Origin of the sequence: Paenibacillus sp. 11B, assembly GCF_030487755.1 — a bacterium.
Taxonomy (GTDB): Bacteria; Bacillota; Bacilli; order Paenibacillales; family Paenibacillaceae; genus Paenibacillus; species Paenibacillus vandeheii.
The window spans coordinates 1-22,852 of the sequence record NZ_JAUKNS010000014.1; the positions used below are offsets into that span (position 1 = coordinate 1).

The window sequence follows — 22,852 nt, forward strand, 5'->3', positions numbered from 1 at the left end:
TTCAGCGTCGATCTTGCAAGCAAGATCGTTACTCACTCGTTGTTCAGTTTTCAAAGATCAAACTTGATTTGTGTTACTCTTTTTCGTCTCAACCACGTTTTCGGCGGCGACTTAAATAATGTAACACATTTCGTTTGTTTTCGTCAAGAACTTTTTTTTAATTTCTTTTTTTGAAGCTTTAGCTCTTCACGATTTCCTGTGCAGAATTTATCATTTGTTGACGATAAGCTCGTTTGAGGAACGAAATATAATGTATCATATTTCCTGAATAAGAGTCAACTTCTTTTTATAAATTATTAAACAAACAAAAAAGGAAGGTTTCCCCTCCTACGTTATTTACCATTTTGCGGTCGGCTTTACGAGTATTCACCCCTCAACCCAATAACGGATTTCCCGTCCATCTCCACCTATAAAGGATGGCCAACCTGCCGATTCTTTTACTATAGAACGAAATACCAGCTTACGAAGAATGAGCGGCAGATCCTCCCGTACAAATCTCAACTGCGGATGATGGACAAGTTCATCCATACTCCACGGTTCCCTTCGACTTCCCAGCACACGTAGAAGCAATCCGGAGCAGTCGCTCATTTTGGACATCACTGAGAACTCACAAGCAAGCAGTACAAGCTCAACTCTCTGTTCCAGCGTCTCCGAACTTACTGTAAGCTCCTGATATAGCTTCCACAAAGCACGATCCAAACTCTGTACATGTGTCCAGACAGCATGATCCGGGTAAATCCCCTGCTCAATGAGTACAATTCGAGCCCAGTTCCCCAGTGCTTCAAGCACATTGTAGTAGGCATCTACAACATGACCCTCTTGAATGTAACGTTTGGCTTCCACATACATTTTTAAAAAACTGGCGAATTCATGAAGCAGCTTTTGCTCACGTAATTCGGTTCCAAAAGCAGATAGTTCCTCTCTCAAATCGCTCAAGGCATTATCCGCTTCCCAGATGATCTCGCCTTCAATCAGACACTGCATGATGTTATTGTTATCCCCCGTAATTACACTGCTCTGCAATTCATGACGACTGACATAGATCATTTGATAACGAACATCACCATATTTGTAGTGTCCAACCTTGGATATCAACTGGTCGGTATTATGAACAACAAGTACGAGCAATTCAAAATCCTGGATTAGGGAGCCGTGGAATCGATCTCCCGGGTGGGAATAAGCGATAGCCCCAACTGCCCCTGTCTCTTCCGACTGTTCGGACAAAAAAGCAAGGTTCTTTAGTTCCACGATTCCCTCCATACAATTCATGGCAGATAAGCGCCAAGTCAGTTATAATGTAATTCTACATGCTGACTAAAGTTTCCTTCTTATCCAGGTCCGATACTACTCATACGATAGGAGCATTTTTCATGATTTTTAAATCAGCAAAAATTAATGCTTTTCGCACTTGGGGACTACTACTTACCATGCTAGGCATGGGCCTAATGGTACTGGGAACTGCCGGAATTGTGTTCTGGGGACACGCGGGTAAAGTATTTGCCGCTGTGGGACTGGTGATCGGACTGATTGCCATGATGGCTAGTCTGGCCATTTATTTCTGGGCTGGTATGCTTTCCACAAGCGCTGTACAAGTGGACTGTCCGGAATGTGGCAAGTTAACCAAAATGCTCGGCAAGACGGATCGTTGTATGTTCTGTCACACCATCCTTACCCTGGACCCTAATCAGGCCAATATAACAAGTTCACAGCTGAAAGCGCATTCCACACCTCCATCCCCTACCGACACAGATCATGGCGTGAGTTCCAACAGCTAGATGTTCTTTTCATCAAAGCCCTGAGACAGAAAAAAGGCCCGGTATCTTCACCGGACCTTTTTTGAATTCAGAAAAACTTTTAAAATAATTGATATAAGTTCAGTACAGCTATTTCAGGTCTATTTCGAATACCCTGCCTGTTTGAGCGTCTCCCATGCGGATGCATCGGCAAAGCTTCGATTCCATGCAGCTACGCCTCCCAATTTCAGCGAAGCAACCAAATCAACACGTGCCTGAAGCGAGACGGCATCTTCTATCCATATTTTCTTGGTGGCCCCATCCTCGGAATATTCCACATAATTCTGTCCGCTTTGTTTATCCAAGACAGGTTTGAGTTTCTTTTCCTTGATCAGGTCTGCGATAGTACTCATGCCTACAGCTTTGGAAGACACTTTCACTTCTCCTTGATCATTGGCCTCTTCCGTCCAGATTCGAGTATATAGCGGTACAGCCATAATCAATTTGTTCGAGGGTACTTCATCCTCCTCCAGGATCCGTCTCATAGAAGATTCGGTCCATGGAAGCGAGGCAACCGAACCAGCCTTTGGACTTGCGGCCCAGTGCTCATCATATGCCATAACGACAATATAATCGGCAAAAGAGCCTAACGAGCGACGATCCAGAAAAGCGGACCACATCTCACTGTTCGATTTCGGCGTCACATCAACCGAGAGCATCAAGCCATGTATACGCGCCATCGCCTTGATTTCGCGGACAAATTGAGTGATATTCGGTCCATCGTCTGTATAGACGTTTTCAAAATCAATGTTAATGCCGTCCAAATGATAAGTCTGTGCATATTCCAGCATCTGCTCAATAATATGCGTACGTGTCTCATATGAGGCCACGGCTTCTTTCGTAATATCCGGGTCAAAGCTGTTATCCATCAAGGCCCACACTTCCATACCGGAACGGTGAGCCCAGTTGACATAGGCTTTATCCCCTTTGCTTTTTACGTTGCCTTGTCCATCTGTAATATGGAACCACGTGGGGCTGACGACGTTGACTCCAGGCATTTTGCCGATCGAAGCCACATCAGGCTGTCGATTGTATACGGCTTCCCAAACCAGGTTTACCGGTTTATTCTGCCACTTTTTCTCCGCTGCGGTCAGTGTGAATGCGGGCTTGTCCAGCTCCTTTTTCTCCGTAAGGGTGACATATTTATTAGCTACATAACCGGCATAACCATTATCCAACTGCACAAAGCTCTGGTCATCACCCGTTTGCCAAACTCTTACTCGTGCGTCCTGCTCCATATCGGCAATGATGGGAGAAGATGCTCCCCCACGCTTATACAAAGGAACCGTTTTGTCTGCCTTGGAAGACAAGGTATCAATCTCTGCATACTGAATGGTGTCGCCTCCACGCATCAATATCACTGCACCCGTTGTAGCATCTTCCTGTATAGCTAATCCGTATACTTCTTTGAGTGGTTTGAGCGGAATATAAGCTTCTCCCCCAACGACCTCCGGTTTAACCGTCATAGGATAATCTCGATGATTAAGTTCTGCCTTCGTACTACCTTCCTTCATATGAAGCACTCGCTGCGGTGATGCAATAATGATATCTCCTGTGTCAGCTTCGTACCGTATTCCGGAATCAATCGCCTCTTGCAGCACCGATACAGGCAACTTAAGCTGATCTCCCGTTCCTGCAGCCTCACCATCCATCAATTGTCCGTCCACAAAAATAGGTTGATTCATGCCAATCCAGTCGGGGTCTTCGTGACTCTGACTAAGCCAAACATTCGTTATTAGCCAATAAGCACCGCCTGCAATAACACAGGCAGCCAAAAATCCAGGCCAGAACGAGCGGCGCTTCTGACGTGTATATCTGCTTTTTCTACTCAAACGTCTACCTCCGTTAATCAATCATACTGAATCATGAAATATCTAACCTGCTGAGAGCTATATACATTCTATCGTCCTAAAAACAAAAAACGTGAAGAATCCAAACTGAATTCTGCACGTTAATATTGTAATTCAACTCTCTTAATCCCTGCAACTTTTACAAACACCATATACTTCCAGTCGGTGACCATGTACTTCAAAGCCTGTACTTGACTCCGCCTGAAGCTCCACGCTTTTTAGCGAAGGATAACTAAAGTCTTCAATCTTGCCGCATTTATCACAGATAACATGGTAATGATCCGTCACATTGGCATCGAAGCGACTTGAGTTATCTCCGTATGTCAACTCCCGGACCATGCCCGCTTCCAGAAACATCTTCAAATTGTTATATACAGTCGCCACGCTCATACTGGGAAACTGGGGTTCAAGCGCACGGTAAATTTCATCGGCTGTCGGATGCCCCATGGATTCCATCAGATAATTCAATATGGCATGACGCTGGGGTGTAATACGGACACCGGTCGTTTTCAGATGCTCCAACGCATGTTGGACACGTGTTGCCATAAAACCCACCGCCTTACCTTTCATTACTCTGTCGAGACAAAAGCATTATCATGTTGTCTCTTCTTTCAGAGTTGATCCTCGGCTGGAACAACAGCATTACATTTCCCCTGCCGTGTAACCTTGCCAGTTTATATTTATTGTACGGCGATTGCAAGTTTATTGTCAACGCGCCAGTCAGGGAACTTCAGACGTTTCGTCTTGGGAATTCTGTCCGTCTTCGGTCATTTGTTCCAAGTTATCATCCGTATTTTCCGAATCCAGTGTATTCGTCCCAACAGGAGGCACTGCAGGATTACGATCAATAGTGAGGTCGCTGTTCCCCTCAACTTTAACCGTATACTCTCCTTCACCAAGCTGGCCCTCAATCGTTTTATTCTTCACGGTAAACGGCAGATCCGTTTGCAAATCTCCATAACTGCTGGAACCACTAAGGCTATAATCCCCACGCTCCGGAAGCAGAATGTTAATCGCACCTACAGCGCTATAAATGTCCCAGTCACCGCCTACTTTGGCGGATACAATGCTTATGCTTCCATTGAGGGACTGAGCTTTGACCGCCAAACTTGCGCCGTCTACATTAATACTTCCGTTTCTGGTATCCGCTGTGATCTCTCCAACCGAGTCGGTGATGCTAATACTTCCGACTTGTGTAGTCAGATTCACATTTCCAGAAATTCCACGGGCCTTCATATCCCCTCGATTACTGTTCAAGTCCACATTTCCGATCGCATTTGCCACAATGACATCACCATTCAGTGTTTTACCCGAAATATCACCTACGGCATTCGTAATTCGTATACGTCCATTCCCTGTCTCAGCAAAAATGGTACTAATGGCTTCCGGACGATTCAGTAATATGGCTCCATTAGACGTTCGAATATCGAGATTGAAACGACGATCATCCGGGATCGTTATGGTAATATTCATCCGTGGTTGTGTTTTCTCGTTTTCTCCATACGTTTTGCCTGTCGTCTTGATATGAATTACTTTTGTCCCGTCCGTCTCAACAAAGGAAGCGTCTGCCACAGCTTTGGCCTGTACTTCGGTTGTCTGATCTACCCAAACTACCGTGCGCACTTCAATCTCTTCCGTGTCCCCTCGCTGTACCGAGATATCCCCGTTCACTCCCTCAACAATAATGTCCGAAGTATCCATACCTACAGGCACCCGAATCGTACCCTTATCTTCCATGTACCCTGCTGCCTGGCTATAATCCATAGATGCCGCTCCCAGGTTAAGACTCACCCTGTTCCACAAATGCATGTAATGATCCTGCTCTGTAACGATAAATACAGAGGCTGTCAGGAGAAGGGAAGTCAGGATACCTTTCGCATCGGGTCTGAAGCGCATTTTAATTTTGTCACCTTGATCTGAAGCTAAATTCCCTCTTCTGCGTGTTACTAAGAACAACAGTATGTATTCCATACCCAATACTACGAGCAAGAGGGGCCACCAGTCGACCATCTCATATACATAGTCCGTTCCCCACCGTTTATCCAAAATCAACAGCACACCGACAGCTATGATTAAAGCGGCAGCCGTATAGCGGCCGACCCGGACTTTACGGTTCATGGCTATCCCTCCTTGAATAGTTCACACTAGATTTTCTTCTTGCGAAGCATGACCCAGATTTCTCGTCCAAAAAGGATAAGTCCTCCTGCGATCATCAGAACAGCAAAAGTGTATCCGCCATACACAGCGATTAGCTCTTTAAACCAACGCGGTTTGCGAAAGAACAAAACTAACAGCGATCCCCCTACAATAAGAAGCAGCCCAAACGAAATGCCTCTCTCCCACACCATCATAGCTTCCCCTGCAGAACGTTCATTAGGGATCGGCTTGTCCGAGCTATTGTGAGTAATCGCTCTTCTTCTGCGCATCATCACCCAGTCCGCAGACTGTAATACATCGAATACATTGTAAAAGTAAATCACCGGAATAAACAATGCCAGCAGGATAAGCAATGGTACATTGATCTGTATTCCAATAGATGAGAAGTACAAGAGTGCTGACAGGTCCAGAAGCACAAGCATCATGAAAGTCAGACCTCTCATATATAGTCGGAGATAGATATGGCCCAGACCGGGAATAACCGCACTTAGCAACCCGGCAATAAACTTGTGAGTCCGATTTCGGACAGGTTTTCCTCGCGTTCCGCTGGAATGAATGTTCGACTGACGTTTCCGATTCATAAACGACTCCTTTCTTCCGGGCTGATGTTCCCGCTCTTCATGCATTTGGTTAGATAGTACCCTAAAGAGCCGGGAGAGTAACTGGAAGAAATATGGTTATGAGCAAAAACCCTCCGGCACTAAGGGCTTCAGAGGGTTTAATTCATTTATTCGACCGACACCTTCGTTACATGTTCCCACTGTCTTAATTTGGATACAAGCTGTACTGCACTGAACTCATGTGGCATGTAAACATGCAGCACAATTTCAATTTTGCGTTCAACCGATATCATTTCTGCATAAGCCAAATCCTGCTCATTAACCGTTATTTTACGGATTTTGATCTTCTCCTGCTCCAGAAATGAAGATACCTGTTCCAGAAAGCCGGGCTCAGACAAGGTATGAAGCGTAACGACATGCAGTTTGTTTCCCCGTATATACCTAAGCTCCAACTTATTGAAAACCCAGAGGTTAAGCAATACCAAGACTGTTGACACGATGGAAGCAAAAAAGAATCCCGCGCCTGTTGCCAGTCCGATGGCTGCCACCACCCAAATGGAAGCTGCCGTTGTCAGTCCGGTAATCGACTTTCCGGTAAAAAGAATCGTGCCGGCTCCGAGAAACCCAACGCCAGTAATAACAGCTGTCGCCAAACGGGCCGGATCAATCCTAACATTTAATTCATTGGCAAAATCTTTAAAACCATAAACAGATAACATCATAATGAGTGCAGATCCAAGACATACCAGAATGTGGGTACGCAAACCGGCAGCATGATTGGAACGTTCCCGCTCCAGGCCTACAAGCCCCCCAAGCAGCATAGCCAGTAATAATCGCAATAAAATGTGCCACTCATCTATCAACCAGGGATTGCCCAAAACCGGTACTCCTCCTCCACGTTGTTTACATCATTAATCTTTATTCTTATGAAATGTCGTTAATTCCACTCCCGGTGCAATCTGTACAACTTCCACGGGTTTGAAACCGAATTTGGTATACAATTGGACGGCTGGTTGATTCAACGTTCCTGTAGAAACGATATAACGCGGAAGATCCGAATGCTGTTCAAACACATACGTCATCAAAGCAGCAGCAATTCCTTTACGAAAATGTTCAGGGTGCACCATCATTCGTGTAATCGTCAATGTATTGATCTCTTCCTCATCCACTGCAACCGCACCAAGCAATTCGCCATCCGTGTCCAGATAGCCGTAAAAAGTCTCTCCACAATTCTGCAGTGTCTCCATCGTATCCATTAAAGGCGGAATTTCCTGAAATCCGATGATTTCCGCTTCAAGCCGATAAGACACATGCTGTAACCGCCACAACTGACCTACCATCTCCACATCGTTCAAAGACAACGATTGAATCTTCATACCTTCCTCATCTCCTTTGTACATCACTGAATCCAGGACAACGAAATCAAACCTGTACCCCTAACACAAAAAGAGGCTGTCACAGGGACGAGCCTCTTTCTGTCCGGCCTCACCGGATGGATTAGCGGTTCAGTACATCTGTAAGCAGTTGGTTGGCCAGTCCCGGATTGGCTTTGCCTTTGCTTTCTTTCATGACTTGACCAACGAGGAAACCAATGGCTTTCTGCTTGCCAGCCTTGTAATCTTCCACGGACTGCGGGTTGTTCGCAACAACCTGCTCTACAATGGCGAGAATGGCACCTGAGTCACTAATCTGGACCAGACCTTTTTCTTCAACGATTTGCTGTGGAAGCTTGCCGCTCTCCAGCATTTCCTTGAATACCGTTTTGGCGATCTTACTGTTAATTGTACCTTTTTCAAGCAATCCAATCATCTCACCCAGACCTTGGCCAGTCAGTGGCACCTGAGTCAATTCAAGGTTGCTTGTATTCAAATAACCGAGCAAATCGCCCATAATCCAGTTGGATACGGCTTTGGCATCCTTGGTGTATTTCAGACTGTCTTCAAAAAGATCAGCGACCGCTTTGGATGACGTAATAACCTCTGCATCATAATTAGGCAGACCATAGTCAGCAGTATAACGGGCTTTACGTTCGTCCGGAAGCTCCGGAATGGAAGCTCTGATCCGTTCTTTCCAAGCTGCATCGATATGCAGCTTTACCAAATCAGGGTCCGGGAAATAACGATAGTCATGCGCTTGCTCTTTACCACGCATCGACAGTGTTTTCCCTTGAGCCTCATCCCAGCGACGAGTTTCCTGAACCACTTCACCGCCGTCGTCCAAAATTTCCGCTTGGCGATACTGTTCATATTCCAGACCACGCTGAACGCCGCGGAAGGAGTTCATGTTTTTCAGTTCGGCTCTTGTGCCCAGCTTCTCCTGTCCATGCGGACGCAAACTGATGTTGGCATCACAACGCAGGGAGCCTTCTTCCATCTTCACATCAGACACATCACAGTACTGCATGATGGCACGTAATTTTTCAAGATATGCACGCGCTTCTTCCGGGGAAGAAATCTCAGGTTCGGAGACAATCTCCACCAGAGGGGTACCGACACGGTTGAAATCGACCAATGAAGCATAGCCGCCGTCAACATGGGTAAGCTTCCCTGCATCTTCTTCCAGATGAAGACGCGTAATGCCGATTCGCTTCGTTTCACCGTTAACTTCGATATCGATCCAGCCGTTCTCACCAATTGGTTGATCAAATTGTGAGATCTGATAAGCTTTCGGAGAATCGGGGTAGAAGTAGTTTTTGCGGTCAAACTTGCTGACATCAGCAATGGTGCAGTTAAGGGCCATGGCTGCTTTCATCGCGTAATCTACAGCTTGGCGATTCAATACAGGCAATACGCCTGGATGTCCGAGACAGACCGGACAAGTATGTGTATTGGGCGGAGCTCCAAAGGCAGTGGAGCAGCCGCAAAAGATTTTGGAGTTTGTATGCAACTCGACATGGACTTCTAGCCCAACGACCGTTTCATATTTAGATGCGGACATTTCTATATTCCTCCGTTCCTGGCAGTCTACAGCTGCGGACGCTGCTTGTGGAATTCCGTATTTTGTTCAAACGCATGTGCTACGCGCAGTACGGTCGTTTCATCAAAGGCTTTACCGATAATCTGCATGCCGACAGGTAGGCCATCCGAGAATCCGCAAGGGATGCTGACTGCAGGTACACCAGCCAAGCTGACCGGGATGGTCAGAATGTCATTGAGATACATGGTAAGTGGGTCATCAACTTGGGAACCAAGTTTGAATGCCGTTGTTGGCGCAGTTGGTCCAATGATGACATCATATTTGGCAAATACGTCGTCGAAGTCCTGTTTGATCAACGTACGCACTTTCTGGGCTTTCAAATAATACGCATCGTAGTAACCCGAGCTGAGCGCATAGGTTCCAAGCATGATGCGTCGTTTTACTTCGGGACCAAAACCTTGACTGCGGGACTGGTGATACAGATCCAGCAAGTTTTCCGGATTGTCTGCACGAACACCATAACGCACGCCGTCGAAGCGAGCCAGGTTCGAAGAAGCTTCCGATGAAGCGAGAAGATAATACGTTGCCACCGCATATTCGGTATGCGGAAGGGATACTTCTTCCCATGTTGCGCCGAGTCCTTCGAGGACTTTCAAGGCAGAAAGAACGGTCTCTTTTACTTGCGGATCAACGCCTTCACCAATGTATTCCTTCGGAACAGCGATACGAAGCCCTTTGACATCCCCTGTCAGTCCGCTCAAGTAATCCGGGATATCCACTTTCGCGGATGTCGAATCTTTGGCATCATAACCAGCAATGGCTTGCAGCACATAGGCAGAATCCTCGACATTTTTCGTCAAAGGTCCAATCTGGTCCAGGGAGGATGCGAATGCAACCAGACCAAAACGTGAAACGAGTCCGTAGGTAGGTTTCAAACCGACAACGCCGCAATAGGAAGCGGGCTGTCTGATAGAGCCCCCTGTGTCTGATCCCAATGTGAAATAAGCTTCTCCAGCAGCCACAGCAGCAGCCGATCCACCGCTGGAACCACCTGGAACACGATCGAGTGCCCATGGGTTACGTACAGGGTAAAAGCTTGAATTTTCATTGGAGCCGCCCATGGCAAATTCGTCCATGTTCAGTTTTCCGATCGTGATGGTATCCGCCGCTTTCAGCTTCTCGACAACCGTTGCATCATATACCGGGTCGAAGTTGCGTAAAAACTGGCTGCCGCATGTTGTACGAAGTCCGTTTGTCACGATGTTATCCTTAATGCCGACGGGCAGACCGAAAAGCAACCCTTTCTCCTCGCCACTGACGAGTCGATCATCCAGTTGACGTGCACGAGCACGTGCTTGTTCTTCATCCAGTGCCAAGTAAGCCTTAACCTTCTCTTCACGTGCACCAATGTTCTGATATGCCTGATCCACCAGATCGCTTACCGACAGCTCCTTGGCGTGCAGCTTGTTATGTATCTCCGGCAACGATTGTTCAAATAAACTCACGTAATTCGTCCTCCTTCCGGTTATCCGTTATTCCATTACTGCAGGCACTTTGAACTGCCCGTCTTCTTCTTCCGGTGCATTGCGCATCACCTGTTCAATTGACAAACTTTCCTTCGTCTCATCATCACGCATCACATTGCTGACGTGCAGCACGTGAGTGGTAGGTTCAATGTCATCAGTGTCCAACTCATTCAGCTTCTCAGCATATTTTAAAATCGCGTTCAGCTGCCCTGTCAGGGTTTGCTCTTCTTCAGCAGTCAAATTAAGCCGGGCCAGCTTGGCCACATGCTGAACGTCATTATTCGAAATACTCATTTCCGGATGCCTCCTTCATTCGTTCTGATTCCTGAAACCGCCGAAAACGAATCGTTCGTTTAACGGGCTAAAGTCCCAAGATAACTTTTTTCATTATAGGTGAGATAGTTCGACAATTCAATGCATACGACTCGAGTTGCCGAATATGCAAAATAACCCCACAACGGTGGAGTCCTCCTGTAATGCATATTTCAAAACCCATTTAGCAAAATTACCACATGCAATATCAAGTTTACACACGCTTCAAAGTTCAACCGTTCTAAATCTAATCAAAAAAGAGCCGGCATCAGCCGACTCTTCAAATTCTAAATCCATGCACGCAGATTAACCTGCTTTATAAAATCCGCCTGTGACATAACATCGTTCGCGGTTTCCTCTTCCTCTTCCACAGCTTGAAAGTCTCCGTTCATCAGATGATGAAACAGTTTCTCATTGTGTGTCGCAAGGGCGTAATCTATCAACGCTTCCCGCTCGACCCGCTCAGCTTCCTGCTTCAGCAGAACCTCTTCCAGATCGACGTCGCCGGATGGAACAAAAAAGTTCCGATTTACCTGCGGCACTCGAAGAACGTAATCGAACGCATTGTCCGGATTCCGGTCATAAGCGATGATGAAACCATATTCCCCCACAGGAAGATTCTGCTCAAACGCATCCGCGACGATGACAACCTTCTCTCCTAATCGCAGCATCGTCTAACCTCCTGGTAGTCTATCTTTTTATTATTTGTATAGTCTACTAGAAAAGAATAGCGCTGTCTACGATTACTAGAATTAAACAAAACATTTGTGCAAAATCTTTTTTTAGTTGCATAATGTTATTATTTTTTCGATTGCTTAGGGGGCCTGCTGTCTGCACGAACAGCAACAAACCAGTATATGATCAAAGGCATCGGGAAACTGGTAATTCCCCACAATCCCCATAACCAGGGAAAGCGGCCGCGCCTGCGTGCATCCCGAAAGATCCATGTTCCCTGAACAAGCAGTACAATGGCAAGTAGAATAAGCCATACGAGCGGAATCTCTTCTAATGAATAATGAAAATCATTCATGATGAGTCGTCTCCTTCCGGCGTCGCCCTGACCAGATGGCTGCCACGGCAATCGCTGCGACCAAGCTAGCAGCCTGAATACCCAAATATAGCGCCGGAGCCGAATGTAACAATAATGCACCAAAGGCGACAATGAACAGTCCCACAATCCAGAACAAAATCAATTCGATCCGATTGGCTCGCCTTCTTAGCTGCCTTCGTTCCTTAACTTTGGCTTCAAGTGAGGCTAATGAAGGGATGTTTACAGGCTCATAAGCATCATCAAGCACTTTCATCTGTTGTTGCATCCGTGCCAGAATTTCTTGTTCATCCTGTTCTTCAGATCTGCTCATGCTCATCCCAGCTCCTTTCTCAATTGGCGAAGACCATAGGCTGTACGCGACTTCGCCGTTCCGGATGGAATACCCAGCATTTCACCAATTTCATCATATCCATATCCATAATAATGCTTCAAAAGAACGGCTATGCGATGCTCAGGCGTTAACCTTGTCATGGCATCCATGACATCCGTCCATTTTTCATTCCGACTCTCGAATTGCCATCGCAACTTTCTTACAGCTTGGTTGCGAACGGCCTCCAGCCAGATCTGCTCTCTTCGCCTGCGCCTCGTCTTGTCAATATATATCCGGGTCGCAATCGTAATCATCCATGACGAAAAGGCAGACGAACCATCGTACCTTTGAATATTTTCCATACATCGAATCATCGTATCCTGCACCGTCTCCTCCGCAACGTTAGGGTCCATCGTTACTTTGACAAGATACTTATACACAAAAGCGTAGTGACGCTGGAGCAGTTCTGCCAGTGCACTGTCATCTCCCTGTATCGCCCTCTGTACTTCTTCCAGTTCGGCTGCCTCCATCTGGATTGTCACCTGCTCTCCGCTAAGTCTTATGTTATTACGACAGGCTCTGCAGAAACGTTCAATTCAATCCAAAAAAAATCTGAAGCCGACAATTTCCCGGGCAATCAGACTTCATTTCGGTAATCTTGCAGTTTGTCGAACCACGGTTGGTTGTGGGCACCGCTGTTTAATAAACGACTTCTCCATATATTTTGCTGTTGATCCTTGATTTGATTCATCTCATTACTGATGTAACTATGTAGTTGAGGACGCTGGGGAATTGATTCTATTTTGCCATTCTCCATTGCTCGAAGGTTTTCTTCGATGATCAGATGCTCGGCACGTTGTCCCAACTGGATAACTCGCTTTTTCTCCACTTCTATTTCCTCGCTCTCCTTAGCTATTATTCCATGATTCTTCTGACTATTATTAAAGCTCAAGCTTATTATGATTCGACTTGCTAAATGGAAAAGAACGATCTTCTGTAGAAGCTAGTCATTGATCTGTATGTAGGGTTAAACGGGATGTGTCTTGGATATAAAAGAGGCTGAAAACAAAAAAAGAACGCAAACCGGGTATAGACCACAGTCTGCGTGCTTCGCAAGTTAGGGTGTTTCTTTTTATTGCCTCAGTTAGATGGTGCTTTATCGCTTGTAACAACTAATTGCTATTCTAATGAAAAAGTTGTCACTTGTCCAGACATTCTTCACATAAATTGTCGGATCATCTGGCAGAGACGTATGGATTGTTCTTCTTTTCATAACCGATGGTCGTTTTGGGACCATGACCTGGATATACTTTGACCTCATCCGCGAAGGTGTACAACTTGTTCTGGATCGAATCAATCAAATCCCGTTCACGGCCTCCAGTAAGATCCGTTCTGCCTACACCCATACGGAACAGAACATCACCTGCAAACAGGTCATCACCACATAACAGACTTACACTGCCTGGTGAATGTCCCGGTGTATGATACACTTTGAACGTGTGACCAATAAAATTCAGAGTCTGCCCTTCGTCCATGGCATATTCAGCTGGTTCTGTCGAAAGCGGTGGGATAGCCTGCGGCCAGTTCAAAGAACCATTCAACTTCGGCGTTGTGAGCCAGTCACTCTCCAAGTCATGCAAATAAACAGGACAGCCTTTCAATTTGCGAATTTCATCCACGCCGCCCATATGATCAAAATGCGCGTGAGTCAGCAGGATCGCTTCAATCTCCAGGCCCTGAATGGCTTTGAGCAACGGTCCCGGATTCATTCCGGGGTCAATAATTACAGCTTTATCAGGATCATCACCCTGCAACAGATACGCATTGGTCTGGAGCGGTCCCAATGAAAATGTACGAATGTTAAGCATAGCGGCTCAGTAACCCGAAATCAGTTCACGCAGCTCACGAATAATGGCTGCATTTGACTCCGTTCCTTCCCCATAACGTTTCCCGATCTCTTGACGCGCAACAGCCAAATTATCCTGATAATCTGCCGCTTCACGGTCCGGATTGAGACGTTTGAATTCAATCATAACCTCTTGCACATGTTGCGGACGAGGCCCCCATTGGCCCAGTACATGTCCGCCTGTATCTGCAAAAATAACAACAGGTACAGAGCGTCCGCCCATCGTAAGAAACTCATCCATCACTTCAGGATGATTTTCCATAATAAGAACTTCTGTCGGAATGCCCGAGATTTCCAACGCCTGGAACACGACCGGAATATTGCGTACCACATCGCCACACCAGTCAGCAGCCAAAATTAACACACGCAAATCATCGCGGTGATTCAGGCTTTCGAAAAATTCACGATCATCCTCGTTCGGCCATACAAAGCTGTCATAGTTTGCCTGAAACTCACTTTGGTTTTTCGTCATGCTCTCAATGAATTCTTTCGGCGGCAGACCTTTACCGAATTTGTGAGACAAGTTTGGTTTTCCCATAACTAGACACTTCCCTTCTTTTTACGAACATTCATCCATTTAATAAGTACATAAATAATCATAAGTGCCAGAGCAACGAGCAGAATCGGCATAATATAAGGTGCCGCCTTTTCGTTGATATGTTGCCATTGATCTCCAAGTATCATCCCTAAATATATAAACAATGCAGACCAAGGTATAACAGCGAGTGTTGTCAGCAAAATAAACCGACCCGTATGCATTTTGGATATGCCGGCAGGAATCGATATGGCATGTCTTACGACTGGAACAAAACGCGCTGTGAAAATGACACCTGTCCCATACTTGCGGAACCACTCTTCGGAATGGTCGATGTGCTTTTTCTGGATCAGTATGTATTTTCCGTAGCGTTCAAGTACAGGTCTTCCGCCATAACGGCCAATCCAGTAAATAAATAGCTGGGCTATGACACCGCCCACGGTACCAAAAATCATTGCACCGAAAAAATTAATATGGCCTTGTGAAACGAGAAAACCTCCATATGCCAGTACAATTTCACTCGGAATAACTTCAAGCATTAGTCCAAGCATAATTCCAAAGTATCCAAGGCTTTGGATCCAATCAAATAATTGATTGACAATGTTATGAATAACGTCCATCTCGACCCTCTTTCTTCATCCTGATTGGCAGTGCCCTTCGCACCATGGATGTTCGTCCCTATTTTATCACAGGCCTGTAGCTGTTGCTACTTCACCCGTTTGGGATAGTGTCCCGCAGGCGGCCGTTTGCATATGGTATCGGGAGAGGAGCGTGAGAAGATGTCACCCAAATCAGCACCCGGTACTCCCCCGGTAAAACATAGCACCCCAGGCCAGAAACTGCCTTCTGCCCGAGGGATCCGAAGGGCATGCAGCAAAGAGCTGTATCGAACAGCCAAAAAGCTAAAGGTATACATCTCCCCAGAACGGATGAAGCAGGCAGAAGAATTGTATTATGGGAAAGTTATCGCCAATCTGCTCTGGATCGGTGAAAACCGGGATAATCGCAAAAAATTATGCGAATGGTGGAACGCCGATGTCAGCGCTGAGATTGCGACTCTATGGGGTGTGGAGGTAGAACCGCTGCAAGGTGCCTTCAAGGAAGCGTTTGGCGGATATCGCCTGTAGATTCGGAGTAATGGACAGGTAACCAAACAGTTTATGTGCAGCATAGGGCTAGATGTTGAATTTGAATAGAACCTGAATTGAACCTGAATGCAGCCGTAAAACAACTACTTTCGGTGGAAATGTGAATTGTTTATCCCATTACATGTTGAATCATTCGTTTTCATGGATTTAGTTCAACATCGACGTTGCGTGAGGTTAGATGTTCAGGGATACTTTCTGCTCACCTCTGAAGCAAGTGGATTAGAAGCAAGGATAAGCAGATTATCCCCATAACGTAATGCCACTTCATTAAGACCAAAGCGCCGATCATTTCTCGCCTTCCCTGCCGCCACTTCTTCAGCCAGCTGTCTATAACGTTCGTATAATCTTACTCCGGCAGAAGCGGTCTGCCTTCCTCGCTCAGCATAGCCTGCCGCCAGCTCCCTCCGTGATGCCTGTTCCATCCAATATAAAGCCAGGGACTGGCTGGAGGCGTCAAAACGATTGAGGGCTATGGCTTGTTCAAAATAATTCCCGGCTGACTCTCCTCTACCCGATCGAGCAGCCAACTGCCCCAGCTCTCCGTAGAGTTGGGGGTAAACTGGAGAATAGGACAGGCTCTGCACTAACATTAATTCAGCCTTTTTCGCAGGAAGCGTACGAGACAGGGAGATGGCGATATCCGGTCTGTAGGGGTTAAACTTGTACGCCGCCGTAAGCAGCGTCTTGCGTTCAGCACTTCCTGCATCATTGGAAATGGCTAGACGGTATTGTTGATCTGCCGCCAAATGATTTCCAGCAAACCAAGCTGTCCCGCCAAGCCAAAAAATGACGAACAGTCCTGCTAGTATCAGTTGAGGCCACGGATTCAACTGACGGAAAAAGCGGGGCCGTTTTTTGTAAGCGGCGGCCTCCTGTACAGTTTGCGACGATAGTGCCCAGCCCCCTAGCCAAATGAACATCATCCAGAGGAAGGTGAAGCTCCAGTCAAAGTCCATTGCACCATGGAGGCCAAAAACAATAATTGAAGGCATCAGCTGAGGAGCCTGCCTCCACATGGTTCGCAGGGTGGAAAAGAACCAGCCAGCGATGAGCAACAGCCCGATTATGCCTGCATCGAGGGCAAGATCAAGGATGCCGTTGTGGACCTCGCCTCCGACATAAGGCGAGGATTGGATGGCGCGAAACATGCTGCGCCATGTCTCTCCCCCGTGGCCCATCCATGGGGCCTCGGTCCAGAGCTTCAGGGCGTCCCGCCACATCTGAAGGCGGGACAACCCTGTGCCGACACCAGCCGCCATGCGGTCGGCGGTGGAGGCCACGGCCAGGGCTGCGGCGGTGATCCCCGCCAGCCCCGTGGCCGTGAGGGCAGCGGCGCGTGCACGAGCGCCGCTGTGCCACAAACGGCACAGCAGCAGCGTGCCGAGCAGCGCAGCTGCCCATGCCCCGGCCAGTGCCAGCAGGCCGGGCACGGGTGCAGGCGCCAGCTGGGCAGCAGCCAGCTGGCGGTAGAGCCAGGCCGCGCACGCCAGTGGCGCGGCCGTGGCCAGCAGCAGCGGCAGGCGGGCACCGCGCCGCTGCAAAGCGAAGGCGGCGACCGCGGCGCAGCCGGTCGCCAGCCAGGCGCCGCGCGACTCGCTCAGGAGGAGCGCGGCTTGCGCAGGGAGGAGCGGCAGCACTGCCGCGATGAGCCGCCCGGCCGACAGCGGCCGGGCTACAGCTCGCGCGGCGGCAGCCAGCCGCTCCAATGCGTACATGCCGGCAACGGCGCCGTACGCATTGGGGTACTGCAGCAATCCGCCGAGCCGGGCTCCGGCGGAGCTGATCTCGGGGTCAGCGGTTCGCATGACCCCATAAGGCAGCGGCAGCACACCGCACGCGGCAAGCACGCCGCTTAGCACAAGCAGGCCACCTGCCATTTGCCAGCCGCAGGCAAACCATCGCGCTCCGTTCGCGCGCGAGGCCAGCATCACTGTTAGCAACGCAAATATCGCCAGCAGGCTCCAGCGCAGCATCTCATCCAAGCTTCCCTGTACGCTGACAGAGCCTATCCAGGCATGCAGGCCAAACCAAATTGCCAGAGCCAAGGGCCAAAACATCCAGTGGAGATGAGCGTACTGCATAAGGGCCACATACAATCGTTTGAGGGTATTCAACCACTGAGAAATCCCTGGTTTCCCATTTGTCTTCGGTGCGTTGAAGCACATCATGAACAGGATCAACCAAATAAGTGCACTGCCTGATGCCATCAGCACCATGGGGTATACGTCCGTAAAATAAAACAATCCCCTGCGTAGACACCCTGCCAACAGTAAAACCACCAGGATTAAACCAAGCATCATCGTTAGTGCTGGCTCTAATAATCGGGAAAACATTATTCCCTGAGTTGCTCGGTCCACCTTTTCTATCTTGTCCAGGCTGCCCCTATCATCTGACTTACTCCACTTAACCTTTTTATCCGATTTTACTTCCTCCATGCGTCTACCTCCTTTCACACGTCATCGTATTCATCCAAATTCCAACTAAAAAACAAAAAAAGGCAGAAGCTCCCGTTAGGGTCTTCTGCCTAATTACATGCCTCTGGCACCTTATGTTGTTTTCACGGGACCCTCTTACCAGTATGTCCCGTCAAGGACGATGGCAGACGATCTGCATCAACGATTCAACAGTGATCACAGCGGCTAGGATCTTGGGTGACATCTTTAATGGATTCCCCATTTGAATTCTCTTGGCTTAAATCTGCTCCATCGTTCGGAACAGTTTCTTTCAACTTGCCCCCACCTGGAAGCAGGTCCGCACAAGCCCGCTCCAAATAAGGATCTGCCTGAATGAAGTCACGGAATGCGGTATATTCATTCCACATGTCAGCTGTCTGCCCGGCCTGACCGCGTACTGCACGGATTAATATGTTTTTTGGCGTATGCTCCATATCGATAAATTCGAGCAGCTGCGTTTTGTATCCCATCAGATCCAGCAGCTTCGCCCGGATGGCGTCCGTTGCCAATGCGGAGAAACGTTCCTTCAAAATACCGTGTGACAACAACGGATTCATCACGCTGGATTCAATCTGGTCAAACAGCTCGTGCTGACAGCACGGTACAGACAGAATGACGGAAGCCCCCCAACGAACGGCTTTCTCCAAAGCAGCATCGGTTGCTGTATTGCAGGCATGCAGCGTCACGACCATATCCACTTCATTCAGCTCGTCATAGTCAGCGATGTCTCCCACAAGGAACTTCAGGTCACCGTAATGCAATTTGTTTGCCAGATCATTGCAGTGTTCAATAACATCGGCTTTTAAGTCCAAACCAATAATCTTGAGCGATCTGCGCTGCTGTACAGACAAATAGTGATATAAAGCAAAGGTCAGATACGACTTCCCACACCCAAAATCAACAATCGTAAGTGGACGGCCCTCTGGCAAATGCGGGATGACATCCTGTACCATCTCGAGGAAACGGTTAATCTGTCTAAACTTATCGTACTTGCGGGCCAAAACTCGGCCTTCCTCGCTCATAATTCCCAGCTCGACCAGGAAAGAAACGGGAACTCCATCTTCCAGCACATATTGCTTTTTACGATTATGCGAGAGGTCCACCGCAGTCTTGGAAGCTGACTTGGTCAAGATGGACACTTTATATTTTTTGCTGATCAAAATTTGATAGTCCGCGTCTGCTGTACAGAGCAGTCCTTGACGAAACGTCTCCTCGCATAGCAAAGTCATGCGTTCTGCCGCTTCAGCCGGAGTCAAATTCTCGTGCAGCACTTTGTTGGTATAATGAAATGCGAATTGATAATGCAACTGATTCTTGAGCGTTACCGGCTTGACTTGCACTTTGGTATACGAGACATTGTCCCGTCTGCGCAGCTGGCTCCAGGTCGCTGTAATCAGCGAATTCTGTTCAAAGATGTCTTGTATAAGCTTTCGCAATGAATCCACGGGGGTACATCTCACTTTCGGTTTGGTTTGGTCAACCGTTACCATACCACAATTCCGTTCCCTCTCCAAGTTAAGGTGCGTATTCAGGGGGTTTAACGATTTAGCTCGGCAAGCCCCTCTTCCACTTCCTCGCGAGGCAAGCCCCCTTGCTGCAGTTGCTCATCTTCCAGTTGTCTTAACCTTTCATAGAAAGCCTGCACCTCACCCCGATAATGAATTGGATGACTGTCGTCTACCTGCAACAGTCTGTACCAGCTATTCTCTGCCTGATCATAACGCCCCTGTTGTTCACGATACAAGGCAAGCTGCTTTTCCGTTCGTGCCGGAAGTTCGTATGCTTTCGTTTGCTCCAATATGCCCTCTACACGCTCTGGTGCATCCAGCAGCTTCGGATTAGCCCCATGATTCAGTGCATACAGGTAAAAATGAAGTGATCTCATCAGACGAATAAGTGCTTCATCCTCTGACTCCATTTTTTCATGATCATCTATGCCCTCTACTATGGACTTTTCATTATAAATGTACGCCTCTTCTTCGATCAGCCTGGCGGCTTGCTGTAGATTGTCCACTTCAATGACGCCGCGAAAACGGAACATCTCAATAACATCCTCGGCAGGCAGTGAGTTCAGCAACGATAAATTCAGGCCAAACTGCCTGCGCAGCAGCTCGTCCAACTCGGACAGAGCCTCCGTGTGTTTTCGCTGTTGTTTGAGTGTAAATACCTTGCCGATCGCTTCTGTCATTTCCTCCATCATACGGAGCAGATAATCTTTCCTGAACATGCTATATGCCCCCTCATCGTTCGATCGTGTACATTCCAGTTTCATTTACATGATCCATTCTCATCATTTTAATTCATGCCATGACAAAAAGCCAAAACATGGTGAATGCCCCCCATGCTCTTACCTGAACAAATAAAACCCCTGCCGTTCTTGAGCGAACGTTGCAGGGGTTTAGCAAGGCCCAGACACTTCGCAAAGAAGGCGAAATATCTGGTACTATTCATGTTTCAGTAAATTACTTCGATAATCCCGTCAAAAATTGTTTAATGACCTGAATTAATTCTTCCGGAGCTTCATACATGCTCATATGACCTGCTCCAGGAATCACAGCTTGCGTAATATGTGGCTTGTCACTTGTAAATGTACGTTCCGGCGGAATGACGGCATCCTTCTCGCCGGCAACCAGCAGAACAGGAAGTGGTGTAGCGGACAATACATCACGGCGGTCCGGCCGTTCCCGCATAGCCAATGCAGCTCCAGTTGCCCCTTGCGGCGCCGTCTGGTAACCGATTTCTTTCACACGTGTCACTTGCGCTGATAGCGAATCCACATGTTCTGGTGCAAACAAACCGGGAACAAGCCCATCCACAAAGTGAACCATGCCTTCCGTCTGAATGGTGGATACTGCACGAAGGCGTTTTTCCTTGCCCTCTTCACTATCCGGATACGCTGTGGAATGAATCAAGCCGAAGGCATTCAATCGTTCCGGGTGGCGCTGTGCGATGGAGAGTGCGATATATCCACCCATAGAGTGACCGAGCAAGACAGCCTTATCCACCTTGAGCTCGTCCATTAATTGCAATACGTCATTGCCCATCTGATCGATGGTATAGCTACCTACAGGCGCGTCCGTTTTGCCATGTCCACGCAGATCGGGTACGATGCAACGATAGCTGCGTGCAAGCTCAGGCACAACTTCATCCCAATAGGATGAACTTCCGCAGTATCCATGGAGCAAAATGAGTGCTTCTCCCTTACCCTGTTCGGCATAACAAATCGTCGTTCCGTCACACATCACTTTTTCCATATTAAATCCCTCTCTCTGCGCAAATTAAATTCATTCAAGTTGTATATTATTAAGCCTGCAACTCATTTATGAAACGTTTGTCTGTATTTCACTGCTTCGGATACCGCCTCAGCAATCGTTCGAGACATCCCCATAACGAAATGCAGCGAGGTCATCTGAAGAATGGAATAAGGTCTCGGTCCATTCGCATTCACCACAGCAGCCACGCTGTAATGACCAACCGGCGGCAGCTTGCCGCCAACCGATCGGGCCGGAATAAGTGCATGTTCCGCGAGATAGTATGTACCTTCTGCCTGTTTTGGACCCAGACAAGCATCAATAGCGATGATGGCATGATGGGACGGGACAAGCGCCAGCCTCTTCTCCAGCGTATCGGCATCGCAAGGTGAAGCCAGTGTCCCGATCACGTGGTTCACTCCGTACTCCTGCAGCAGGCTCCCTGTCAGCGGGCCCAGTGCATCCCCGGTAGAACGGTCCGTCCCGATACAGACAAAGGTAATTTCATCGGGTGAATGAAGTTGGTAGATGTGCTTGAAAAATAATACCAAATCTTCTCCCTGCACATTTTTGCGGGCTTCCCTGCTTTGATGGCGAACCAATTCCCGCTTGTACACTGTCAATCTCTTTTCCCTCCTTTACACATGTACTCCCTACCTGAAGCTCTATTGTTGTATTCCTCATTTTACCCGATGCTTCGTTACGCCGCAAAAGCATTGGCCTGTGCCTGTCCAAACATGATACAATGACAACAGTTTCCGATATGGAAGGGATGGACATAACGATGGATTTAACGCAAGCAAGCGCAGCCAACATGGAATATATGATTGAAGCGATCAAAACGAAGCTGCGGATGGCCAGTGGAGCTGCCATGCAGGCTTCAGCTTTCCCACTCGACAAGTATGAAGATCTGTTTGACCTGTATGAGATGGTCCTAGGCAAGGAACATCTGAGTATTTCTGAAGTGGAAGCTGTCGCTTCCGAACTGGGTAACCTTCGTAAATCCTAGGCGACATTGTTCATAGAACTTTGAGCGGCTCTTTTTATGAAGGTAAAGCTATGAAGGTAAATCAACCCGTACAAA

Annotated in this window: 26 protein-coding genes; 3 read left to right on the forward strand and 23 right to left on the reverse strand. The window is 47.7% G+C overall.

Features of this window, described 5'->3' with window-relative positions; genetic code table 11:
* Positions 1-366: 366 nt before the first annotated feature.
* Complete coding sequence (locus Q0V21_RS32375; protein WP_301882569.1) at positions 367-1,248, reverse strand: nucleotidyltransferase-like protein; 882 nt, start codon at positions 1,246-1,248, stop codon at positions 367-369.
* Positions 1,249-1,370: 122 nt separating this feature from the next.
* On the opposite strand from Q0V21_RS32375, the gene Q0V21_RS32380 reads away from it, so the two are divergent.
* Positions 1,371-1,775 (forward strand): YgzB family protein, encoded by a 405-nt coding sequence (locus Q0V21_RS32380; protein ID WP_301882570.1) that lies wholly within the window; start codon positions 1,371-1,373, stop codon positions 1,773-1,775.
* Positions 1,776-1,894: 119 nt separating this feature from the next.
* Here Q0V21_RS32380 and Q0V21_RS32385 read toward each other — a convergent pair whose 3' ends face one another.
* From Q0V21_RS32385 to uptA, 17 genes are all read right to left on the reverse strand, one after another.
* Positions 1,895-3,625 (reverse strand): glycosyl hydrolase family 18 protein, encoded by a 1,731-nt coding sequence (locus Q0V21_RS32385; protein WP_301882571.1) that lies wholly within the window; start codon positions 3,623-3,625, stop codon positions 1,895-1,897.
* A 141-nt stretch (positions 3,626-3,766) separates the two neighbouring features.
* Complete coding sequence (perR, locus tag Q0V21_RS32390; RefSeq protein ID WP_024631328.1) at positions 3,767-4,189, reverse strand: peroxide-responsive transcriptional repressor PerR; 423 nt, start codon at positions 4,187-4,189, stop codon at positions 3,767-3,769.
* A gap of 174 nt (positions 4,190-4,363) precedes the next feature.
* Complete coding sequence (locus tag Q0V21_RS32395) at positions 4,364-5,761, reverse strand: DUF4097 family beta strand repeat-containing protein (RefSeq protein ID WP_079350044.1); 1,398 nt, start codon at positions 5,759-5,761, stop codon at positions 4,364-4,366.
* Positions 5,762-5,787: 26 nt separating this feature from the next.
* A complete protein-coding gene (locus Q0V21_RS32400; protein WP_024631330.1) occupies positions 5,788-6,381 on the reverse strand; it encodes a hypothetical protein in 594 nt (197 codons plus the stop codon).
* A 146-nt stretch (positions 6,382-6,527) separates the two neighbouring features.
* Positions 6,528-7,238, reverse strand: coding sequence for an MgtC/SapB family protein (locus tag Q0V21_RS32405; RefSeq protein ID WP_024631331.1), 711 nt, complete (start codon positions 7,236-7,238; stop codon positions 6,528-6,530).
* A gap of 33 nt (positions 7,239-7,271) precedes the next feature.
* Positions 7,272-7,736 carry a GNAT family N-acetyltransferase gene (locus tag Q0V21_RS32410; protein WP_301882574.1) on the reverse strand — a complete coding sequence of 155 codons (465 nt, stop codon included), beginning with the start codon at positions 7,734-7,736 and terminating at the stop codon, positions 7,272-7,274.
* Between the two features lie 121 nt (positions 7,737-7,857).
* Complete coding sequence (gatB, locus tag Q0V21_RS32415) at positions 7,858-9,297, reverse strand: Asp-tRNA(Asn)/Glu-tRNA(Gln) amidotransferase subunit GatB (RefSeq protein ID WP_094939147.1); 1,440 nt, start codon at positions 9,295-9,297, stop codon at positions 7,858-7,860.
* A 26-nt stretch (positions 9,298-9,323) separates the two neighbouring features.
* Positions 9,324-10,781: an Asp-tRNA(Asn)/Glu-tRNA(Gln) amidotransferase subunit GatA gene (gatA, locus tag Q0V21_RS32420; RefSeq protein ID WP_301882576.1), complete on the reverse strand. Its 1,458-nt coding sequence runs from the start codon at positions 10,779-10,781 to the stop codon at positions 9,324-9,326.
* A 27-nt stretch (positions 10,782-10,808) separates the two neighbouring features.
* Positions 10,809-11,096 carry an Asp-tRNA(Asn)/Glu-tRNA(Gln) amidotransferase subunit GatC gene (gene gatC, locus Q0V21_RS32425; protein WP_024631335.1) on the reverse strand — a complete coding sequence of 96 codons (288 nt, stop codon included), beginning with the start codon at positions 11,094-11,096 and terminating at the stop codon, positions 10,809-10,811.
* A gap of 305 nt (positions 11,097-11,401) precedes the next feature.
* The gene (locus Q0V21_RS32430) at positions 11,402-11,785 is read right to left on the reverse strand and encodes a hypothetical protein (protein WP_024631336.1); all 384 of its coding nucleotides are present in this window, start codon (positions 11,783-11,785) and stop codon (positions 11,402-11,404) included.
* Positions 11,786-11,913: 128 nt separating this feature from the next.
* The gene (locus Q0V21_RS32435) at positions 11,914-12,144 is read right to left on the reverse strand and encodes a sigmaY antisigma factor component (protein WP_301882579.1); all 231 of its coding nucleotides are present in this window, start codon (positions 12,142-12,144) and stop codon (positions 11,914-11,916) included.
* Complete coding sequence (locus tag Q0V21_RS32440) at positions 12,137-12,475, reverse strand: YxlC family protein (protein ID WP_301882580.1); 339 nt, start codon at positions 12,473-12,475, stop codon at positions 12,137-12,139. Before Q0V21_RS32440 ends, Q0V21_RS32435 begins: the two co-directional genes overlap by 8 nt.
* Before the next feature lie 2 nt (positions 12,476-12,477).
* Entirely contained in the window at positions 12,478-13,005 is a 528-nt protein-coding gene (gene sigY / locus Q0V21_RS32445) for an RNA polymerase sigma factor SigY (protein WP_301882581.1), read from the reverse strand.
* A 107-nt stretch (positions 13,006-13,112) separates the two neighbouring features.
* The gene (locus Q0V21_RS32450) at positions 13,113-13,364 is read right to left on the reverse strand and encodes a hypothetical protein (RefSeq protein WP_024631340.1); all 252 of its coding nucleotides are present in this window, start codon (positions 13,362-13,364) and stop codon (positions 13,113-13,115) included.
* Positions 13,365-13,710: 346 nt separating this feature from the next.
* On the reverse strand, positions 13,711-14,343 hold the full coding sequence (locus Q0V21_RS32455) for an MBL fold metallo-hydrolase (protein WP_301882582.1): 633 nt from the start codon (positions 14,341-14,343) through the stop codon (positions 13,711-13,713).
* A gap of 6 nt (positions 14,344-14,349) precedes the next feature.
* On the reverse strand, positions 14,350-14,919 hold the full coding sequence (locus Q0V21_RS32460) for a thioredoxin family protein (RefSeq protein WP_079350052.1): 570 nt from the start codon (positions 14,917-14,919) through the stop codon (positions 14,350-14,352).
* 2 nt (positions 14,920-14,921) lie between these two features.
* On the reverse strand, positions 14,922-15,536 hold the full coding sequence (gene uptA, locus Q0V21_RS32465) for an undecaprenyl phosphate transporter UptA (RefSeq protein WP_024631343.1): 615 nt from the start codon (positions 15,534-15,536) through the stop codon (positions 14,922-14,924).
* 159 nt (positions 15,537-15,695) lie between these two features.
* On the opposite strand from uptA, the gene Q0V21_RS32470 reads away from it, so the two are divergent.
* Positions 15,696-16,043, forward strand: coding sequence for a dehydrogenase (locus Q0V21_RS32470; protein WP_301882586.1), 348 nt, complete (start codon positions 15,696-15,698; stop codon positions 16,041-16,043).
* 203 nt (positions 16,044-16,246) lie between these two features.
* On the opposite strand, the gene Q0V21_RS32475 is transcribed toward Q0V21_RS32470, so the two are convergent.
* From Q0V21_RS32475 to yyaC, 5 genes are all read right to left on the reverse strand, one after another.
* Positions 16,247-17,494, reverse strand: coding sequence for an O-antigen ligase family protein (locus tag Q0V21_RS32475; protein ID WP_367620560.1), 1,248 nt, complete (start codon positions 17,492-17,494; stop codon positions 16,247-16,249).
* A 1,190-nt stretch (positions 17,495-18,684) separates the two neighbouring features.
* Positions 18,685-19,962 carry a class I SAM-dependent methyltransferase gene (locus tag Q0V21_RS32480; protein WP_301882587.1) on the reverse strand — a complete coding sequence of 426 codons (1,278 nt, stop codon included), beginning with the start codon at positions 19,960-19,962 and terminating at the stop codon, positions 18,685-18,687.
* Positions 19,963-20,054: 92 nt separating this feature from the next.
* Positions 20,055-20,744 carry a DUF6483 family protein gene (locus tag Q0V21_RS32485; RefSeq protein ID WP_301882588.1) on the reverse strand — a complete coding sequence of 230 codons (690 nt, stop codon included), beginning with the start codon at positions 20,742-20,744 and terminating at the stop codon, positions 20,055-20,057.
* A gap of 235 nt (positions 20,745-20,979) precedes the next feature.
* Positions 20,980-21,771 carry an alpha/beta fold hydrolase gene (locus tag Q0V21_RS32490; protein ID WP_094939154.1) on the reverse strand — a complete coding sequence of 264 codons (792 nt, stop codon included), beginning with the start codon at positions 21,769-21,771 and terminating at the stop codon, positions 20,980-20,982.
* A gap of 62 nt (positions 21,772-21,833) precedes the next feature.
* Entirely contained in the window at positions 21,834-22,385 is a 552-nt protein-coding gene (gene yyaC, locus Q0V21_RS32495; RefSeq protein ID WP_052016667.1) for a spore protease YyaC, read from the reverse strand.
* A 167-nt stretch (positions 22,386-22,552) separates the two neighbouring features.
* On the opposite strand from yyaC, the gene Q0V21_RS32500 reads away from it, so the two are divergent.
* Positions 22,553-22,777 carry a DUF1128 domain-containing protein gene (locus Q0V21_RS32500; RefSeq protein ID WP_024631350.1) on the forward strand — a complete coding sequence of 75 codons (225 nt, stop codon included), beginning with the start codon at positions 22,553-22,555 and terminating at the stop codon, positions 22,775-22,777.
* Positions 22,778-22,852: the final 75 nt, after the last annotated feature.

What these genes read in the sequence shown, in the direction of transcription:
- Q0V21_RS32485 (WP_301882588.1), bottom strand. Translation starts at nt 20,744, where the DNA reads ATGTTCAGGAAAGATTATCTGCTCCGTATGATGGAGGAAATGACAGAA.
- Q0V21_RS32430 (WP_024631336.1), bottom strand. Translation starts at nt 11,785, where the DNA reads ATGCTGCGATTAGGAGAGAAGGTTGTCATCGTCGCGGATGCGTTTGAG.
- gatC (WP_024631335.1), bottom strand. Translation starts at nt 11,096, where the DNA reads ATGAGTATTTCGAATAATGACGTTCAGCATGTGGCCAAGCTGGCCCGG.
- Q0V21_RS32440 (WP_301882580.1), bottom strand. Translation starts at nt 12,475, where the DNA reads ATGAGCAGATCTGAAGAACAGGATGAACAAGAAATTCTGGCACGGATG.
- Q0V21_RS32460 (WP_079350052.1), bottom strand. Translation starts at nt 14,919, where the DNA reads ATGGGAAAACCAAACTTGTCTCACAAATTCGGTAAAGGTCTGCCGCCG.
- uptA (WP_024631343.1), bottom strand. Translation starts at nt 15,536, where the DNA reads ATGGACGTTATTCATAACATTGTCAATCAATTATTTGATTGGATCCAA.
- Q0V21_RS32400 (WP_024631330.1), bottom strand. Translation starts at nt 6,381, where the DNA reads ATGAATCGGAAACGTCAGTCGAACATTCATTCCAGCGGAACGCGAGGA.
- Q0V21_RS32380 (WP_301882570.1), top strand. Translation starts at nt 1,371, where the DNA reads ATGATTTTTAAATCAGCAAAAATTAATGCTTTTCGCACTTGGGGACTA.
- perR (WP_024631328.1), bottom strand. Translation starts at nt 4,189, where the DNA reads ATGGCAACACGTGTCCAACATGCGTTGGAGCATCTGAAAACGACCGGT.
- Q0V21_RS32395 (WP_079350044.1), bottom strand. Translation starts at nt 5,761, where the DNA reads ATGAACCGTAAAGTCCGGGTCGGCCGCTATACGGCTGCCGCTTTAATC.
- Q0V21_RS32455 (WP_301882582.1), bottom strand. Translation starts at nt 14,343, where the DNA reads ATGCTTAACATTCGTACATTTTCATTGGGACCGCTCCAGACCAATGCG.
- Q0V21_RS32490 (WP_094939154.1), bottom strand. Translation starts at nt 21,771, where the DNA reads ATGGAAAAAGTGATGTGTGACGGAACGACGATTTGTTATGCCGAACAG.
- Q0V21_RS32410 (WP_301882574.1), bottom strand. Translation starts at nt 7,736, where the DNA reads ATGAAGATTCAATCGTTGTCTTTGAACGATGTGGAGATGGTAGGTCAG.
- Q0V21_RS32470 (WP_301882586.1), top strand. Translation starts at nt 15,696, where the DNA reads ATGTCACCCAAATCAGCACCCGGTACTCCCCCGGTAAAACATAGCACC.
- gatB (WP_094939147.1), bottom strand. Translation starts at nt 9,297, where the DNA reads ATGTCCGCATCTAAATATGAAACGGTCGTTGGGCTAGAAGTCCATGTC.
- Q0V21_RS32500 (WP_024631350.1), top strand. Translation starts at nt 22,553, where the DNA reads ATGGATTTAACGCAAGCAAGCGCAGCCAACATGGAATATATGATTGAA.
- Q0V21_RS32435 (WP_301882579.1), bottom strand. Translation starts at nt 12,144, where the DNA reads ATGAATGATTTTCATTATTCATTAGAAGAGATTCCGCTCGTATGGCTT.
- sigY (WP_301882581.1), bottom strand. Translation starts at nt 13,005, where the DNA reads ATGGAGGCAGCCGAACTGGAAGAAGTACAGAGGGCGATACAGGGAGAT.